Genomic DNA, 15,995 nt, shown 5'->3' with positions numbered 1-15,995 from the left:
CAATGACTCATTACCTCTGCCGAATTGGAATCTCGATCGCAAATTCAGTTCCCTCTCCCGGCGCGGAAATGCACTGCAGCGTCCCTCCGTGTCTTTCCACCACAATCTGATAGGAGATAGACAGTCCCAAGCCTGTACCTTTGCCTACTGGTTTAGTAGTAAAAAACGGGTCAAATACCCGACATTTAACAGACTCTGCCATTCCACACCCGTTATCGGAAATTGCGATCGCAACCCGATTGTTCTCCAGAACCTCCGTGCGAATCCGAATCCACGGCAATGTGTCGCAAGTTAAAGGTAAACTAGCAAAATCTTGCCGTTCTTCTTCTGAATAACTCGCCAATTCCAACTTCCTATTCCTGACATCCGCTAAAGCATCAATAGCATTATTTAAAATATTCATAAACACTTGATTTAACTGCCCCACGTAGCACTGTACCTGTGGTAATTCCCCATATTCTTTAACTATTTGAATAGGACGATTCCTGCCATTTTCTTTAATCTTGTGTTGCAAAATTAACAGAGCGCTGTCTATTCCCTCGTGAATGTTAACACGCTTAATATCTGATTCTTCCAGCCGGGAAAAGTTACGCAAAGACAGAACTATTTGACGGATTCGCTCGGCTCCGGTTTGAATTGAAGTCAGCAGATGCGGGAAATCATCTTTCATGAATTCCAGTTCTATTTCTTCTGCCAAATCTTGGATAACAGCAACAGGTTCCGGGTAGTGTGCGTGATACAAACTGCACAGTTCCAGCAAGTTTTTGGCATACTCACTAGCGTAAGTGATATTACCGTAAATAAAACTGACAGGATTATTGATTTCGTGAGCAATTCCCGCCACGAGCTGTCCCAAACCCGACATCTTTTCCGCTTGAATTAGTTGAGCTTGAGTCCTGCCTAATTGTTTCAATGTTTGCTCTAGCTGGCGATTTTTATGTTTTAATTGAGCTTCGGCTTGTTTGCGCTTGGTAATATTGCGGGCGAGAATAATAATCTGATCTGAATTAAACGGCAACAGTCGGGCTTCATAAGTTTTTTCTCCTTCTGGCATGGAAAGCGAATATTCTATATCGATGGAATTTCTTGTTTCGGAAATTTCAAAGATTGCTTGGGCAAATTGGCAGGCGACATTGTGTGGCAATATGTCTGTCATTCGTTGACCCATAATATGTTCTGGAGGTACGTATAAACTCGAAGAAGTTCCTGACAAATAATCCACAATTATACCGTCAGCATCTAGTCGAAAATACAAATCAGGCAAAGCGCGAAAAACTGCTTCTAACTCTAAAGTTTTTTGGCGCAATGCTTCCTCAGCGTAGTACCGATCGCTAATATCAAAAATCACCCCGTCCAAATAGCAAACGTTTCCATCTGTGTCGAACACAGGAGAACCTTTATCCCACACCCATTTAACCGTGCCGTCTGCTGCTAGCAAGCGGTATTCCAAGTTATAAGACTCTTTGTTTTCTATGCCTTGCCGAATAGTTGCTTCTACTTTTGCCAAATCTTGGGGGTAAATAATGCTAGCAAAAGTCCGGCATCTCCTGTCCAAAAGCCAAATAAAATCTGCCGCTGGGTAGCCGGTTAATAAGTAAACGGCATCGCTAATAAAATTAGTAGAAAAATCGCACTTCCAGCGATAAACCACGCCGGGAATATTAGCTACCAAAGACCTAAATCTTAATTCACTTCTACGCAAAGCTGCTTCGGATTCATGTCGTTCTGTAATATCGTGAGCGAAACCTAGCACTGCAAATACATTACCTTCCGCGTCGCGCAGGGGAAGTTTTTGGGTATCAAAAATATGTACTGAACCGTCAGCAATAGTTGCCGCATCGCAGGGATTGTGGATGATGTCGCCGGCCAGTACAGCAGAGTCGTCTGTGCGGAAGCCTCGAATATTTTGGGCGGAATTCCCAAAGACGATATCTTCTGAAAATCCTAACTCTAAATCGGATTTGCCAATTATTTCTTCTACTGTTTTGCCGATCGCTTGAGCGAAACTCCTGTTTGCCAAAATATAGCGAAAATTTTTGTTTTTGGCAAAAATCCAGTCGCTGGTTTTGTCTATTACTGTGCGTAGGAGTTGTTCGGAACGTTCGGTTTTTTCCAACGACGCCTGCAGTTCTAGTTCTAGGCACTTGCGAGCAGTAATGTTTTCAAAAGCAACACCGACGCAGTTGCTGGGTAATGGAAAAGCTTTAATAGAAAAAGCGCGAGTTATTCTGCCGCCTTCATCGCAGTCAATATCTTCAAGTTCTACGGCTTTCTGGCTGCGAATTACCGCAGCAAATGCTTGGGGAATGTTTTTCGATCGCAGGTGGGGAAAAATCTCGTCGATTGTCATTCCCAAAACATCTGCCATTTCTAATCCGGTAAATAGGGTAGCCGCAGGATTTGAGGCGATCGCTCTGAGGGTGCTGTCATCGTCTATGTTTTCTAAATGGTAGACGTACAAACCAATTTGCATATTCTCGACAATTTGGTCGTAGAGGCGCACGCTTTCATCTACCTGCCTGCGTTCGGTGATATCTTCAGTAATACCTAAAACGTACTGAGGGCGACCTGTGGCGTCGAGAATTGGCACTTTGCGGGTGTGCAGTATTCTCATACCTTTGTGGCGAGTTTGGATCGGCTCTTCGGCTATGTCTTTAACAGTAGATTGGTTATGATCGCCGGTCAATATTTCCCTGTCTTGAGCAGTGAAAACATCAGCTTGTTCTTTGGGGTAAATATCGTAGTCATTTTTGCCGATCGCCTCTTGAGAGGTAACACCTGCGATCGTTTCTCCCGCTTTATTCCACAGCACAAATTTCAGCGAAGAAGCATCTTTAGCAAAAACTCCCACCGGCAGATTTTCTACTACGGAATTGAGGAAGCCTCTAGCTGATTTTAATTCAGCTTCTGCACGCTTGCGTTCGATGCCTAAAGCGATGACATCCGCAACCGATGCTAAAGTTTCCTGAAAGGGTCTTGTCAGGGGCTGGCGGCTGATAATTACCATGACTCCCACCAGCCGTTCTTCGACTATCAAAGGGTAGCCTGCGAAGGTGAGAATTTGCTTAGGTATTGGGCAATTTGTCGGCTTTTGGCTGGTGTTGAGAATTGCTACTTCGGAACTGTGTACCTCTTTTGATTTCGCAGATTCTTCCTCTGGGAAGCCAAAATTCTTCAGTTCAAATCCGCAGTCAAATTCCGGTTTTTGCTGTTTGGCGATCGAGTTAACCTTACTTTCAATAAAGCTAGCCCGATCGTCTGTGCGACTGTATATTCCCGAGGCTGCTTGCAATTGCCAAAGATTATGTTGAGAGTTAAAAGTCCAAATTTCAGCAGAAGCGACATCAATATTCCGCACCATTGCCTCGCAGCAGGGAAGCAGGATATCTTGAGGGTGTTTGGTCAGGGCAATACCCACATCGGCTACCATTGCTGTGAGGCGAGAAGCTTGGGCTTTTTCTGCTTCCAATCGTTTGCGATCGGTGATATCTTCCACCAAAGAAAGCACGGTAAAAGTGTCGCCGCTGCGAATAATCGAGTTGAACCAGCGACACCAAATTACCTGCCCGCTTTTAGTATAGTTGCGGTTAATTGAAGTATTGCCGTTGCCAGTGGCTAGTTCAAGCTCGATCGCGCTTATAGCCTCTCTATCTTCCTCGCAAACCAAAGCCAAATCGCCGAAGTGCTTGCCCATCATATCATCGGATGTCCAGCCAAAGATTTCCTCGGCGCGTTTCGACCACTGAACGATCCGAAAATCTTCATCCCAGCCTACCATTGCCAGCGGACTGTTAGCTGCATTCAACCACAGTAAATGGTTCGACCGGCGTAACTGTTGAGTTTTCTGCTGCTGCCAGCGGTAGTGCCTGGTGATATCTCTACCAACGCCGAAAACCCGCATCTGGTTGCTAGAGGCATCCACCGCTGGCGTGTAAGCCGTTTCGTAAATTTTAATCCCGCCGTCTGCTGCCATCACCTCATGAATTGCCAGCCGTTTTTTCCCGGTTATAAATACTTGTTGCAGGCAGGAATCAATCTGCGAGATTATATTTTTGACAGCAGCATTATTGGGATATAATTTTAATAATTCCTGATTAGTTTGGTTAACTATTTCAGTAGGCTCCAATCCCATCCAAGCAGCAGCGACAGGATTGATCGATAGGTACTTTTGCTGTCGATCGCACTCTAGGAAAGCATCAACAGAGTTAGAGAAAAAAGACTGAAACGAGTTGATAACTTCCTGCATGGGTATTTTTTCATGAGAAAAGCTTAGTATTACGGAAACCTCGTGTCTGTAGACCGATCGAGGCAGCACGCATCAGGCAGTTTTAACCGCCTTGAATACTGATTATTGCTACACAGGGCTACTGGGTCGCTTGGTACTTTTATGATCTATTTTCAACGGAACAATTACCGTTTCAAATATTTCACCCGCGATCGCATAGCAGCTTGAGCTTACACCCATAATTTTGATAACGTAATCAGTTAAGACGATCGCAAGTCAACTCTCTCTTTTGATTAGGGCATAAAGCCGCATCTCTTCAGAGCGGGGTGCTGACTTGCTTAAGCTGTAAAATTTTCCTAAAGTTAGTTTAACCCACTCAAATCTTTTTGGGCACTGTACTGCTGCGTTTCCCGGTGCAATTTTCGGCGCTGTTCCCTATAATACAAAAATTTTAAAGAATATAGTATTTTGGGGAATAGAGCTTAATTACAGCAGATGCTCTTTTTTTACACCAGACCCAGCGGATACAAAAGCGAGATGGAGAGACCGAGAGACGGGGAGGCGGGCAGAGGTTAATCCACAACCTGCGAGAAAAATGCTTCAGAAATGCCAGACAGCTTACCGATTCCCAATTCCCAATTCCCGATTCTCAATTCTCGATTCGCAATTCCCAATTCGGTAATCTGAAAGCGGTTTGGCAGTACGCGAAGCAAAGAACGCAAGCCGTGCAAAGCCATGTAACATAAAGATTGCGATATTTTTCTATGTAATATGGAACTATTAGATACCTTAATTGTGGGTGCGGGTATTAGCGGTTTGAGTTTGGCGCACGCACTTCACAAGGAAGCAACGAGTCCATCCTCGCTGAAGATTTTAGTCGCTGAGAGTCAGGGACGTGTGGGCGGGAACATCACCACTGTGACAGCGGAAGGGTTTCTCTGGGAGGAGGGCCCGAACAGTTTTTCGCCGACGCCAGAATTGATGAAGTTGGCTGTGGATGTGGGATTGAAGCAAGAATTGATTTTTGCCGATCGCAAATTGCCTCGTTATGTTTATTGGCAAAAAAAGCTGCAACCGGTGCCGATGACTCCACCGGCGATGATTCAGTCTCAGTTACTGAGTTTTCCGGGCAAACTGCGGGCGTTGTTCGGGGCTTTGGGGTTTGTCGCGCCGGCAATGGGTGCTGGACTTTCGCAGCAGGGTGACGAGGAAACTGTTTCTCAATTTTTCCGCCGTCATCTCGGTACGGAAGTGATGCAGCGGTTGGTGGAACCTTTTGTTTCTGGGGTTTATGCCGGCGATCCGCAACAACTTAGCGCGGCGGCGGCTTTTGGCCGGGTAGCAAAGATGGCTGATATGGGTGGCGGGCTGGTGGCGGGGGCGCTGCTTTCTGCTAGGAAAAGACCGAAAAAATTGCCCGCAGACCCGAATGTTCCTAAGACTAGACCGGGGGAGTTGGGTTCGTTCAAACAGGGCTTGAAGGCTTTGCCGGAGGCGATCGCTGCTCAATTGGGCGATCGTGTGAAACTCAATTGGCACCTGACTCGCCTCCAGCGTACAGAACGCGAAACTTACATTGCTGTATTCTCGACGCCCGACGGACAGCAGGAAGTTGAGGCGCGCACCGTGGTTTTGACAACGCCGGCTTACGTTACAGCCGATTTGTTGCAGCCTCTGCAACCGAAAGTTAGCAGTGCTTTACAAGCTTTTACTTATCCTACGGTTGCCTGCGTTGTGCTAGCATATCCGCAGTCGGATGTCAAGGAAAAATTAGTAGGTTTTGGAAATTTAATTCCGAGGGGGCAGGGAATTCGCACTCTGGGGACGATTTGGACATCGAGTTTATTTGCCGGCCGCGCGCCTGCCGGGTGGCAAACTCTCAGCAGTTACATCGGGGGGGCTACTGATTCGGAAATTGGCAATCTCGACTCAGAACAAATCGTTCGGGAGGTGCACCGAGATTTGTCTCGGATTTTGCTGAAACCAGATGTGCCACAGCCCAAAGTTTTAGCGGTGAATGTGTGGAAGCGGGCGATTCCTCAGTACAATTTGGGTCATTTCGATCGCCTGCAACAAATCGATGAGGGCTTAAAATCTTTGCCTGGGCTGTATTTGTGCAGCAACTACGTTGGCGGCGTGGCTTTGGGAGATTGCGTGCGAAGGGGTTTTGAGCGTGCACGAGAAGTGGGCGAGTATTTGCAGAACAAACAATCAGATACTCGATCGATCTGAATTATTGTGTCGGGAGGGCGGGTTTACAAATATCGAGTATGTTAATCCGAGATATTGGTGAACCCGCACCTACAGCCTTCTGCCTTCATATCCGCTGCCCAATGCCGAATGTTACTAGGTTGTGGGTTCAAATTTGTAACCCACCCCCCGGACGGTTTGAATCATCGGCATTTGATTGGGATCTAGTTCAATTTTGCGGCGAATTTGACCGATATGGACATCCACCACGCGATCGGCTCCTACATACTCGTAGTCCCACACTTCATGCAGCAATTCCGATCGCCTCCACACGCGACCTGGTTTGCTGGCCAAACAGTACAGCAGATCGAATTCTAAAGCAGTCAAAGCAACTATCTGACTGCCGAGAATTACCTCGCGGCGAACCGGATCTATTAGTAGCTCTCCAAAAGTAAGAGTTTGTTGTTCGGCGGGAGTAACAATGCGTTTGCGCTTCAAAATTGCTGCAACGCGAGCTCCAATCTCTACAAGACTAAAAGGTTTAGTAATGTAGTCGTCAGCACCTTCGGCAAACCCTTTCATTTTGTCAGCTTCATCGGTTCGGGCAGTCAGCATCAACACAAACACGCCCGTGCGTCTTTGCATTTCTTGACACAGTTTGTAACCAGTTGTATCAGGTAAATTTACATCTAGAACTACTAAGTCAGGATTGAGTTGCTCAAATAATTCCAGACCAGTCTGACCGTCCTCGCCAGACTCAACTTGATAACCTTGCTGGCTCAAAAAACGGTGAATTAAATTTCGGATTGCCGGGTCGTCATCAACCACAAGGATTTTTACAGGGGCCATGACCACAAGTTTGCTTGAAGAATTAGGCAAGAATATTCAGCCATAATAATAGAAAACTGGATACAAATCTCGAAAAAATTGAGCTTTTAATAGTTATAGCCCTATTTATAACCTACGCAAAATTTCAGGCAATAAATCTCCAGGAACTTTGGATAAGGCTAAATTTTGGCCTGGCAGCCCACATTCACTATAGAAAGCTCTAATCGTTTTGACAATATAGCTCAATGCTGTTTGCCTGGAATCAGCAGCTTGGGAGTTTGCCGGGGCTTGCAGGTTGAGTTTATCCCCATATGTTAACCCTTTGTCATTGAGATGTTGTCCCCATTCGGCGCACACTTGCAACTGGTGGTGCAGTGCTGCTTCTAGATGGCTTGTCTGTGCAGCTTTATTAGCGGCAAAATCTGGTTCTATGGCTAGTTGATAGTGGGCTAGTCCGAGATTGTTGCGGGCGGCCAAGGCGTCAAAGGTGAGTTGGGTTCGATCGAGCTCTCCGGCGATATCCAGGGCGGCTTCGTAGGCGGTAATCGCCTGCTGCAATGATTCCGTCCGCGCTCGTTTCTGCTGAAACTGGTTCGCCAAATGCCAATAAGCGGTACCGAGATTATTGTAGGTGGCGGCTGCTGCTGCGGGTACTAATTCTCTGGTGCGGTATTTCAATGCTTCGCGGTAGGCGGAAATCGCCCTGACTAGCAGGGGTTCTGAGGGTTCGTGCTGGGCTAGGTTCCAGCAGGCGGTACCGAGGTTATTTTGCACTCCGGCATAGTTGAGGGGTTCTCGTTCGGGACTGTAGCAGGAGAGGGCTTGGGTGTAAGCTGCGATCGCGCTTTTGAGATATACGATCGGCTCACCATCTTGGGCTAAATTCCAGTATGCTGTCGCCAAATTATTCTGAGCAGCAGCGTACTGCTGGGGCTCCACGGCGGGGTCTAGATCCAGCAGCGCTTGTTGGTAAGCTGCAACTGCGTGCTGCAAGTTCTCTGTCTTGTCTCGATAGCGGGCTAAATCGGCCGAAGCGATGCCCAAATTTTTGTTTAATCTAACGCGGGTTTGGGGTACGGTTTCGGCATCTGTTCGGTTCAAACCTTCAAGGTAGAGGGCGATGCTGCGTTCAAGGCTGGATACCGGATCTGAGGCGTTGAGGGCATTGGTGCGATCGCGCGACAGCATCCAGTAGAGAGTGCCGAGATCGTTGAGCAGATCGGAAATTGGCGGTAGGCTGTTGGACTCCTGGGCGTACTGAGTTAAATTTTGTGTCAATTGGGCAATCAGCCGCGCGCATTCCTCAGTTAGTGGTTGATTTTGCTGCGAGTTGCTGTCAACGTCGAGATACGCAATCACTTGTTCGATCGCGCGAATGGCGATTGTCAGGTTTTGCTCTGAAACGTCTCCGCCCAGAATGCGATCGCGGTAGTAATTCCCCAAACTGTGATAGGCCAAAGCCAAAGCTTCGCAAGAACACTGATGTTCTTGCAGCAGTTCGATGTATTGCAGAGTTTGCAGCGGCAGAAAATTGTCCTCCGATGCGGCATCATTTTCTGCTTCCAACTCCTCAGAAGCCGCTGCTAGCACCAAATCTGCCAGTTGGACGGATTTAGAATCTGGCGCTGGGGACGGGGGATGGGAAATTGGGGATTGTTCGTCCTCTGTCAGTTGGACGGATTTAGAATCTGGCGCTGGGGACGGGGGATAGGAAATTGGGGATTGTCGATCGGGAATTGGGGATTGTTCGTCGGGAATTGGGTATTGTCCAGACAAAGAAGGTATTAAAAGTTGGTTGCCAAAGTCTCCGTTGTCCCGCAGGTTTCGCAAGTCTCCTGAGTTCCCGAAGTCATCAAAGTGCCCGAAGTCTCCCTTAGCTGGAGTTGGTTCGCCTTCAAACTCAAATACTCCGGTTCGCCAGTGCCAAAATTCCGGCGCGGAGTGCTCGATCGAACTCAGCCAGGGCCGCGACACCCACAGCAACACAGTAGACTCGCACATTTGCAGGTTTGCTTCGATGTCTCTCAAATAGCTCAGGAACGACCACTGCACGGCTGCTGACTGCCTGGTCAGGTGTTCTGCCCCAAGAATTTGAAATCCCGGCAAAGGGCTGTAGCTGCCCCTGTTTTGCGGCGGTGGGTGTTGGGTCAGCCACGCGGCGATCGAACCCCAAGGATTTGGATCGCTCAAGTCAAGTTCCAAACTGACAAATCGGGGGTAGTGGATCGGTGAGCGAGGATCGGAGCCTGCGCTCTCTGCTGCTAATTCTGTCTGCAAGCGGGCTGCCAGACAGTCCCGCAAGCACAAGTCGTCGCAGGCGGCGATAAAAATTTGACGGCGTAAATTGAGGTCGATCGCCTGTTTCAAGCGTTGGTAGATCAGCTTGTTCGAGCTAGAAACTTTTTGGGAAGGAATAGACATCAGGGTCAGCCGATTTTAGATTTTAGATTTTAGATTTTAGGTTTTAGATTTTGGATTGTAGATTTTAGATTGTAGAGTTGAGAGTTGAAATCTCGATCGCTCATAACTCACAACTAAGCCCTGAAGGCAGTCAATCGCACCGGTGATGACTAAAGGATTGTAGATTTTCAATTGGCCATTTTATGTGGGTGACGAACCAGTGTGATTAAGTGCAACCCAAGTCCCTGAAGCTGACAGCCGAGAGCAAAGAACCAAATTTCTGCTGGTCTTATATCGTTTCCGGTTGGATGGGCACGATCGAGTCAAGGTCAATAATTCCACATTCCGCCACTGCCCACTCCCCACATCCCACACCCAATCATTCCGGTGTAACCGGAATTGATATTATTTAGCTTTCCAGCTTGCTCGGCACGCTTCAGGATTGTCGCAACTACCTGCTTTGTATTGAAACACAAAAACCATGTTTCCATTGGTGGGAAAACATGGTTTGTTCAATGATTATTTAAAATTGCGATTTGAATCAGCTTTGAGTCTCAGCCCAGCTTTTAGACGGAAGCAGCCACAAACACCAAACCCGCGACCAACATGGCTGCTGCAATTCCCATGATGATATAGTTCCGTTGCTGATTTTTGTTGGGAGGTACGGCTTCATACACCTTCGGCTCTTTAGCAAAGTTGTTCAGGCGTCCATCGTCATCTTTGATGTAAGGCATCAGTCACAATCCTTAATATTTTTGATGTTTACAACTGTACCAAAAAAGCGCCCAGGAAAATTCGGCCATTTATTTGGAGGTGACAGTGCCTGTTTGGGGAGAAGAGGCGATCGCGTAATCTTTGATCGGCATTCTACCTGCTAAGTACGCCATCCGCCCCGCTTCTGCTGCCATTCCCATTGCTTTTGCCATTGCCGGGGAATTTTGGGCATTGGCGATCGCGGAATTAATCAACAGTGCATCGGCTCCCATTTCCATTGCTCGGGCTGCTTCGCTGGGCGTTCCGATTCCCGCATCGACTACCACAGGAATATTTACCGTGTCAATAATTATTTGAATGTTAGCCGCATTGTTGATCCCTTGCCCTGAACCGATGGGCGAACCTAAAGGCATGACTGTCGCACAACCGACTTCTTCGAGGCGTTTTGCCAGCAAGGGATCGGCATTTATGTAGGGCAAAACGGCAAAACCTTCTTTAACTAATTGTTCTGCAGCTTCCAAAGTGCCGATCGGATCTGGCAGCAAATATTTAGCATCGGGAATCACTTCTAACTTGACAAAATTATTGTCTTCTTGCCCTAAAAGTTTCGCCATTTCCCGGCCCAAACGAGCTACTCTAATCGCCTCATCTGCAGTTTGACAACCGGCAGTATTTGGCAGCATCCAAATTTTCGTCCAATCAAGAGCCTCTGCCAATCCTTCATGACCGGGAGCATTTGTTTGCACTCGCCGCACAGCTACAGTCACAATTTCGCACCTGCTAGCGTTGACACTTTGCTGCATTTCTGCAATGCTGCGATATTTTCCCGTCCCCGTCATCAAGCGAGAATGAAAAGTTTTGCCGGCAATAACCAGAGGTTTATCGAAAGATTTAGTGGCTGTATCTACTGGATAGCCAAAAATGCTGTTCTCAAGTGCCTCTGCCCGGTGTACTCTGCCACCCATCATCTCTTCAAGCTGCCGACCTTCTTCTCTGGTTAGATCGTCGCGGGTAACAGCATATAAAATTTGCCCAACTGTCATCAATTTGGCATCTCGCGACATATTATTCTTTAAGCTGGTTTGTATAATTTCTTCAAACTCCTTAAAAACGTCTTTCATTTTCCCATTCCTCCCTAGTAAGTTTTTGATGGTTTTCGCTTGCGAATACTAATATAATGGTTTCAATCAGTTGCATTTCGTCCCTATAAAAAGCTTTTCTGATGCCGCCGTTTATCTTCCAAATCTCGGAACTTTTTCGATTGACATGAATAATTACGACTGCCACACCTTGACTTTTTGCCCCGCTGATTCGTTCTTGAACTCAATATGTGATGTTTTAAGTCTCTTCTGTCAACTCCTTAAATTCGCAAATCTGACCGTCTCTCTCAGCATCTGGCGTTGTCACACCCTCTACTTCTTGCTCGCTCAGCATTTTAACTCTCATCCCTATTTTAGCCAAAACTTCAGTAAGAAAGAATTCCGAATTGTTAAGATTTTGGTGGCGTTAGATTAGCACAAATCCGCCAGCTATCTCATCACAATAATATCGCTGATATTGGGATTCTGCATTTTCGTAGATGGCTCTACTTGTCTCGATCTATTCTGAATTCACCTTTATTATACTGTCAATGGGTTCCTATCGGGTAGAGTTAAATGTATGAAAGCAACTGTTGAGCAACTGGCTAAAATTGGAATATTTGCCAGCTTAAACCCAACTGAATTAGAGCGATTGCAAGAACACACAGCAATTCGGACTTACCGACAGGGAGAAGTTGTGATGTATGAGGGCGATCGCATACCCGAAAAATTATACACTCTTTTGAGCGGTTCTCTGCGGGTTGTAAAAACAGCGGCGGCGGGCAAAGAAACAATTCTCCGCACTTTATTTCAGGGAGATATTTTTGCCGCACCTGCTTTGCTAGGCAACGGCATTGCCCCCGCAACGGTGACAGCAGAAACTGATGTGGAAGTTCTTACCACACAACGGGAAGTTTTGCTAGCAGCAATTCGGGAAAATCCCGAGATTGCTTTGCGAATATTGGCGGTTTTTAATCAGCGGTTGCAGCAACTGCACGAGACAGTGCACGGTTTGGTGTCGGAAAGGGCGATCGTGCGGCTAGCCCGATTTATTCATTACTTTGCCGTCGAGCAAGGTACGAAGATTGCAGATAATAGTGTATGTTTAGAAAAACATTTTCCCTACTATCAAATTGCTCGCAGTATTGGAATTACTTACGAAGAATGCGTGCGGTTATTTAAGAAACTAAAACCGTTTGTCTCCTACAGTCGAGGCGGTAAAATTAATGTATTGGATTGGGGAAAATTAGAAGCTCTCGCCTCGGGAGAAGAAATAGATTAAATGTTAAACTCCCAATTATTGTAGGGGGGTTTCACAAACAATATTTGACTGCAACTCACTATCTATATAAACCCGTCCCCCACAACCTGTGAATCGGGGCGGGTTTATGAGATTATTGATTTTAGACAATTAGGGTTGGTAAAACCAGCCCCTACAGCAATATTGCGGAAATTAATTAGCCTCAGAAAGTGTCAAGATAAATGCCAAATTTTGTTCAGCTTTCAAAGCGTGGAGGGCGCGGGCGGGCAGAAAAACAAACACCCCCGGTTCCAAGACAATATCTTTGCCTTCTAGAGTCAAAATCCCCTTTCCTTCGATGACATTAACTGTGGCATTGCGGGGCGAAGAGTGCTCGGAAACCTCGCTACCAGCAGCCAGACAAAGTAAATTGTACTGACAATTATTGTCTTTGATTAAAACTTTGCTCGACACTCCGGCGGCGGGATATTGAATTGCGTCTCGGAGTTGGATAGCTGAAGATTGTAGCGGTAAAAGAGTAGTAGTCATAGTTTTTGACAATTAATTAATTTGGTCACAAGCCGCGAATTTATCAGTGGCTTCACTTTCTTCCCTCGTAAATCGAAAATCGAAAATCGATTGACTGGGTTAAGATTGTTTTTTGGCAGAGATAACGATGTAGCCTAAATCTTGTTGATAATGCTGGAAAACTCGACGCATTGCTAAGATACGATCGCGAATTTGCGATCGACTTAATATATTCCACAAAATCCGAACAGTACCCACAAACCCTTCATCTTGCAGCATTCGCGGCAAGTTGAGGAGTCCCATCGCCCCCGTTTGACACTTTTCTACTTGCAAACCCGCGTTTTGGCAAACAGCAATCCAGCCAGACTCAGACAAAGGCGTTGAATTGACGCGAATCACTTCTGATAAAGCTTTGTGAATTTCAGATTCTCGGTTTCGGGCTAAAAGTTCGTGAGAGAGAAACTTGCCGCCTGGTTTTAAACGATCGCAAATTCCCGATACAATTTTAGCTTTCCCCGACGGCGACTGCATTGTCAGGATAGCTTCAGCCAACACCCAATCAAACTGTTGGGAAATCCGATCCAAGTGAAAAATATCTCCTTCCACAATTTCTACTCGATCGCTCAAACCGGCTGCTGCAACATTAGCACGAGCGCGGGCTACACTCTCGGGATTTTTCTCAACTCCCACTACTTTTACGCCAAAACGTTTAGCAAGGGCGATCGAACTATATCCAAAACTAGCAGCCAACTCCAAAACAGTCTCGCCCGGTTGAAACTCCGCCCATTCAAATAACTGTTCCGTAGCAAGTTTCCCCCCCGGTCTCAGCATTGTCTTGCCAGCCGCCGCCAGGACTTCATGTCCCGGTGCAGTCTTAAAATTGAGAGCAGTATTGGTCATTAAATTGACCTCCTATTTAACCTTACTCTCACTTTGGCAAATTCTGCCAAATCTTTCTATGATCTAGCTCATATTCAAATTATTGTATGGTGCGTCAGCCTCCTCAATTTTTACAGTTTTAGATTAGAGATTTTAAATTTACTCTACAAATTTGAGATTTGAGATTTGAGATTTACTCCACAGATATATCTGGGAGGTTGAATAAGAGTCTAAAATTTGGGCTACTCACGACAAGAGTCTGGGGCTTGTATCCGTATGCAGGAGGGAGCAAAAGAATCAAAATCTCAGCCAGCAAGTTTTCGAGGATGTCGCGGAACCCAAAAGGAATTGCCAGGAATTGCCGCGCCACTAATACCCAGCAGTTGCATCAAATCCGCTGCCTTAAATAACGGGATGGCGATGAATGACGCGATCGGCAATAATTGATTTATAATCAATATATCTACTTCACACCAATAATACCGAATCATGCTCGCAGAAGCAAACGCGACACTTTTGCCTAGTCTAATTACTGTTTCAGCATTAATTCTCTACTTCGTTGTTACCATCAACGTCGGTAGAGCTAGATTCAAACACAAAGTTTCTCCCCCGCAGATGACAGGAAACCCAGACTTTGAGCGAGTGGTGCGAGTTCAGCAAAATACCTTAGAGCAAATGATTCTATTTTTGCCCTCGCTGTGGCTGTTCTCGCAATTTATCAGCCCAATTTGGGGGGCGGGTATCGGCGCAGTTTGGATAGTTGGACGCATTTTGTTTGCTTGGGGTTACTATCAAGCTGCCGAAAAAAGAGCGGCAGGATTTGGCATTAGTACCTTAGCTACTTTAGCTTTGCTTGGTGGTTCCTTAATTAGCATAATTATGTCGCTACTGAAGGTTTGGGCCTAGCTTCCGAGCGACATAATTGTTTGTTTTTCTACTCGTTTCCAGGCTTTCCCTGGAAACCCAGATCGGGAGGCTCAGCCTCCAATTTTCCTGCTGAAAAAACGAGGCTGAGGCTGTGGGCAGTCCCAGGCAGAGAGAGCAACGGAACCAGTTAAATGTAATAAATTTTAGGAGTCAATATGTCAGAAACCAACAAACCCGTATTTGAAATTAAGCCGAAACTTTTTCAGCAGCTTGTCGAGTGGCAAGAAAAACTTGAACGAGAAGATGAATTAGCAAGTGAGTCAGAAAACGAGAAACCAACTGAGGTAAAAACTCCTCCCGACAGTGATGAACAGCATCCTCAAACAGATAATTTCTAGCTGGTGGCTAGCCGCATCTTTGGGATTTCCGGCTGCCGTCTCGGCTCAATCGCTGACACCCAGCCAAATTCAGCCAGTTAATAGCGGTTTGTTCCGTTCTAACTCTCAAGATTTCTTTCAGCAAGGCTATCGCCAACTGGAAATAGAAATCGCAATTTTGTTGCAAAAAAATGTCGCTTCCCAAGGCAATATTCTGGAGATTGATGAAAAATTTATCTCTCAGATTTGCAGCCAAAAAATTAAAATTTCCTCGCCGCATTCTGATACAATAAGTGCTGCTAAGATTGCCAGTTTTAATGCACAACTGAAAGAGATTTGTCGGGAAAATTAAAATCTTAATGAGGTCAAAATTAAAATTTTACTGTTGATGGATAAAGAAGCAATGACCCAATTGAAACTAGCAATGCTGGAAGCGGAAACTGCGGCTCAATTGGCTGCAATAATTATTGATTACACTCATGAGGAAATGATGCTAGTTTTTTATGAGCTAGAATGGGAACAACAGGATAGGATTAAGACTGTTTGGAAGACTGCTAGTTAAAGTAGATTGACAAAAATCAGAGGTTTTAATTTTTAACCGCAGATATAAGCCGATAGACGCGGATGAACGCAGATTGAATTTTGTTAGTGTTCGCTGTGTAGAACAA

15 protein-coding genes are annotated in these 15,995 nt (G+C 46.0%); 7 read left to right on the top strand and 8 right to left on the bottom strand.

The features are described from left to right. Nucleotides 1–10 precede the first annotated feature (10 nt). Both QUA57_RS11280 and QUA57_RS11275 read right to left on the bottom strand, forming a co-directional pair. Nucleotides 11–4,246: a PAS domain-containing protein gene (locus QUA57_RS11280; RefSeq protein WP_333059449.1), complete on the bottom strand. Its 4,236-nt coding sequence runs from the start codon at nt 4,244–4,246 to the stop codon at nt 11–13. 551 nt (nt 4,247–4,797) lie between these two features. Next, nucleotides 4,798–4,962 carry a hypothetical protein gene (locus QUA57_RS11275; RefSeq protein ID WP_333059448.1) on the bottom strand — a complete coding sequence of 55 codons (165 nt, stop codon included), beginning with the start codon at nt 4,960–4,962 and terminating at the stop codon, nt 4,798–4,800. A 34-nt stretch (nt 4,963–4,996) separates the two neighbouring features. On the opposite strand from QUA57_RS11275, the gene hemG reads away from it, so the two are divergent. Beyond that, a complete protein-coding gene (hemG, locus tag QUA57_RS11270; RefSeq protein WP_333059447.1) occupies nt 4,997–6,457 on the top strand; it encodes a protoporphyrinogen oxidase in 1,461 nt (486 codons plus the stop codon). A gap of 114 nt (nt 6,458–6,571) precedes the next feature. Here the strand turns inward: hemG and QUA57_RS11265 are convergent, their stop codons facing one another. The 4 genes from QUA57_RS11265 to QUA57_RS11250 form a co-directional block, all read right to left on the bottom strand. Beyond that, a complete protein-coding gene (locus QUA57_RS11265; RefSeq protein ID WP_333059446.1) occupies nt 6,572–7,264 on the bottom strand; it encodes a response regulator transcription factor in 693 nt (230 codons plus the stop codon). Nucleotides 7,265–7,369: 105 nt separating this feature from the next. Further along, nucleotides 7,370–9,664, bottom strand: a complete 2,295-nt coding sequence (locus QUA57_RS11260; RefSeq protein ID WP_333059444.1) for a tetratricopeptide repeat protein — start codon at nt 9,662–9,664, stop codon at nt 7,370–7,372. Between the two features lie 545 nt (nt 9,665–10,209). Further along, nucleotides 10,210–10,377: a photosystem II assembly protein Psb34 gene (gene psb34, locus QUA57_RS11255; RefSeq protein WP_015177107.1), complete on the bottom strand. Its 168-nt coding sequence runs from the start codon at nt 10,375–10,377 to the stop codon at nt 10,210–10,212. Nucleotides 10,378–10,446: 69 nt separating this feature from the next. Further along, on the bottom strand, nt 10,447–11,478 hold the full coding sequence (locus QUA57_RS11250) for a thiazole synthase (RefSeq protein WP_333059442.1): 1,032 nt from the start codon (nt 11,476–11,478) through the stop codon (nt 10,447–10,449). A gap of 538 nt (nt 11,479–12,016) precedes the next feature. Between QUA57_RS11250 and QUA57_RS11245 the strand changes: the two genes are divergently transcribed. Next, nucleotides 12,017–12,718 (top strand): Crp/Fnr family transcriptional regulator, encoded by a 702-nt coding sequence (locus QUA57_RS11245; protein WP_333059441.1) that lies wholly within the window; start codon nt 12,017–12,019, stop codon nt 12,716–12,718. A gap of 171 nt (nt 12,719–12,889) precedes the next feature. On the opposite strand, the gene QUA57_RS11240 is transcribed toward QUA57_RS11245, so the two are convergent. Further along, entirely contained in the window at nt 12,890–13,225 is a 336-nt protein-coding gene (locus QUA57_RS11240) for a cupin domain-containing protein (RefSeq protein ID WP_333059440.1), read from the bottom strand. Nucleotides 13,226–13,324: 99 nt separating this feature from the next. Then, nucleotides 13,325–14,104: a class I SAM-dependent methyltransferase gene (locus tag QUA57_RS11235; protein WP_333059439.1), complete on the bottom strand. Its 780-nt coding sequence runs from the start codon at nt 14,102–14,104 to the stop codon at nt 13,325–13,327. Between the two features lie 216 nt (nt 14,105–14,320). Between QUA57_RS11235 and QUA57_RS11230 the strand changes: the two genes are divergently transcribed. The 5 genes from QUA57_RS11230 to QUA57_RS11210 all read left to right on the top strand — a co-directional run bounded on the left by QUA57_RS11230 (nt 14,321) and on the right by QUA57_RS11210 (nt 15,889). Further along, the gene (locus tag QUA57_RS11230) at nt 14,321–14,530 is read left to right on the top strand and encodes a hypothetical protein (protein WP_333059438.1); all 210 of its coding nucleotides are present in this window, start codon (nt 14,321–14,323) and stop codon (nt 14,528–14,530) included. Nucleotides 14,531–14,572: 42 nt separating this feature from the next. Beyond that, complete coding sequence (locus QUA57_RS11225) at nt 14,573–14,989, top strand: MAPEG family protein (protein WP_333059437.1); 417 nt, start codon at nt 14,573–14,575, stop codon at nt 14,987–14,989. Between the two features lie 176 nt (nt 14,990–15,165). After that, nucleotides 15,166–15,348, top strand: a complete 183-nt coding sequence (locus QUA57_RS11220) for a hypothetical protein (protein ID WP_333059436.1) — start codon at nt 15,166–15,168, stop codon at nt 15,346–15,348. Then, nucleotides 15,317–15,679: a hypothetical protein gene (locus QUA57_RS11215; RefSeq protein WP_333059435.1), complete on the top strand. Its 363-nt coding sequence runs from the start codon at nt 15,317–15,319 to the stop codon at nt 15,677–15,679. Before QUA57_RS11220 ends, QUA57_RS11215 begins: the two co-directional genes overlap by 32 nt. A 51-nt stretch (nt 15,680–15,730) precedes the next feature. Further along, complete coding sequence (locus QUA57_RS11210) at nt 15,731–15,889, top strand: hypothetical protein (protein WP_333251101.1); 159 nt, start codon at nt 15,731–15,733, stop codon at nt 15,887–15,889. The last annotated feature ends 106 nt before the right edge of the window (nt 15,890–15,995 follow it).

Source organism: Microcoleus sp. Pol7_B2, from assembly GCF_036701035.1.
Classification (GTDB): domain Bacteria; phylum Cyanobacteriota; class Cyanobacteriia; order Cyanobacteriales; family Microcoleaceae; genus Microcoleus.
Note: the sequence above shows the minus strand (reverse complement) of the source record. Positions and strands in the feature narration are given on the sequence as shown.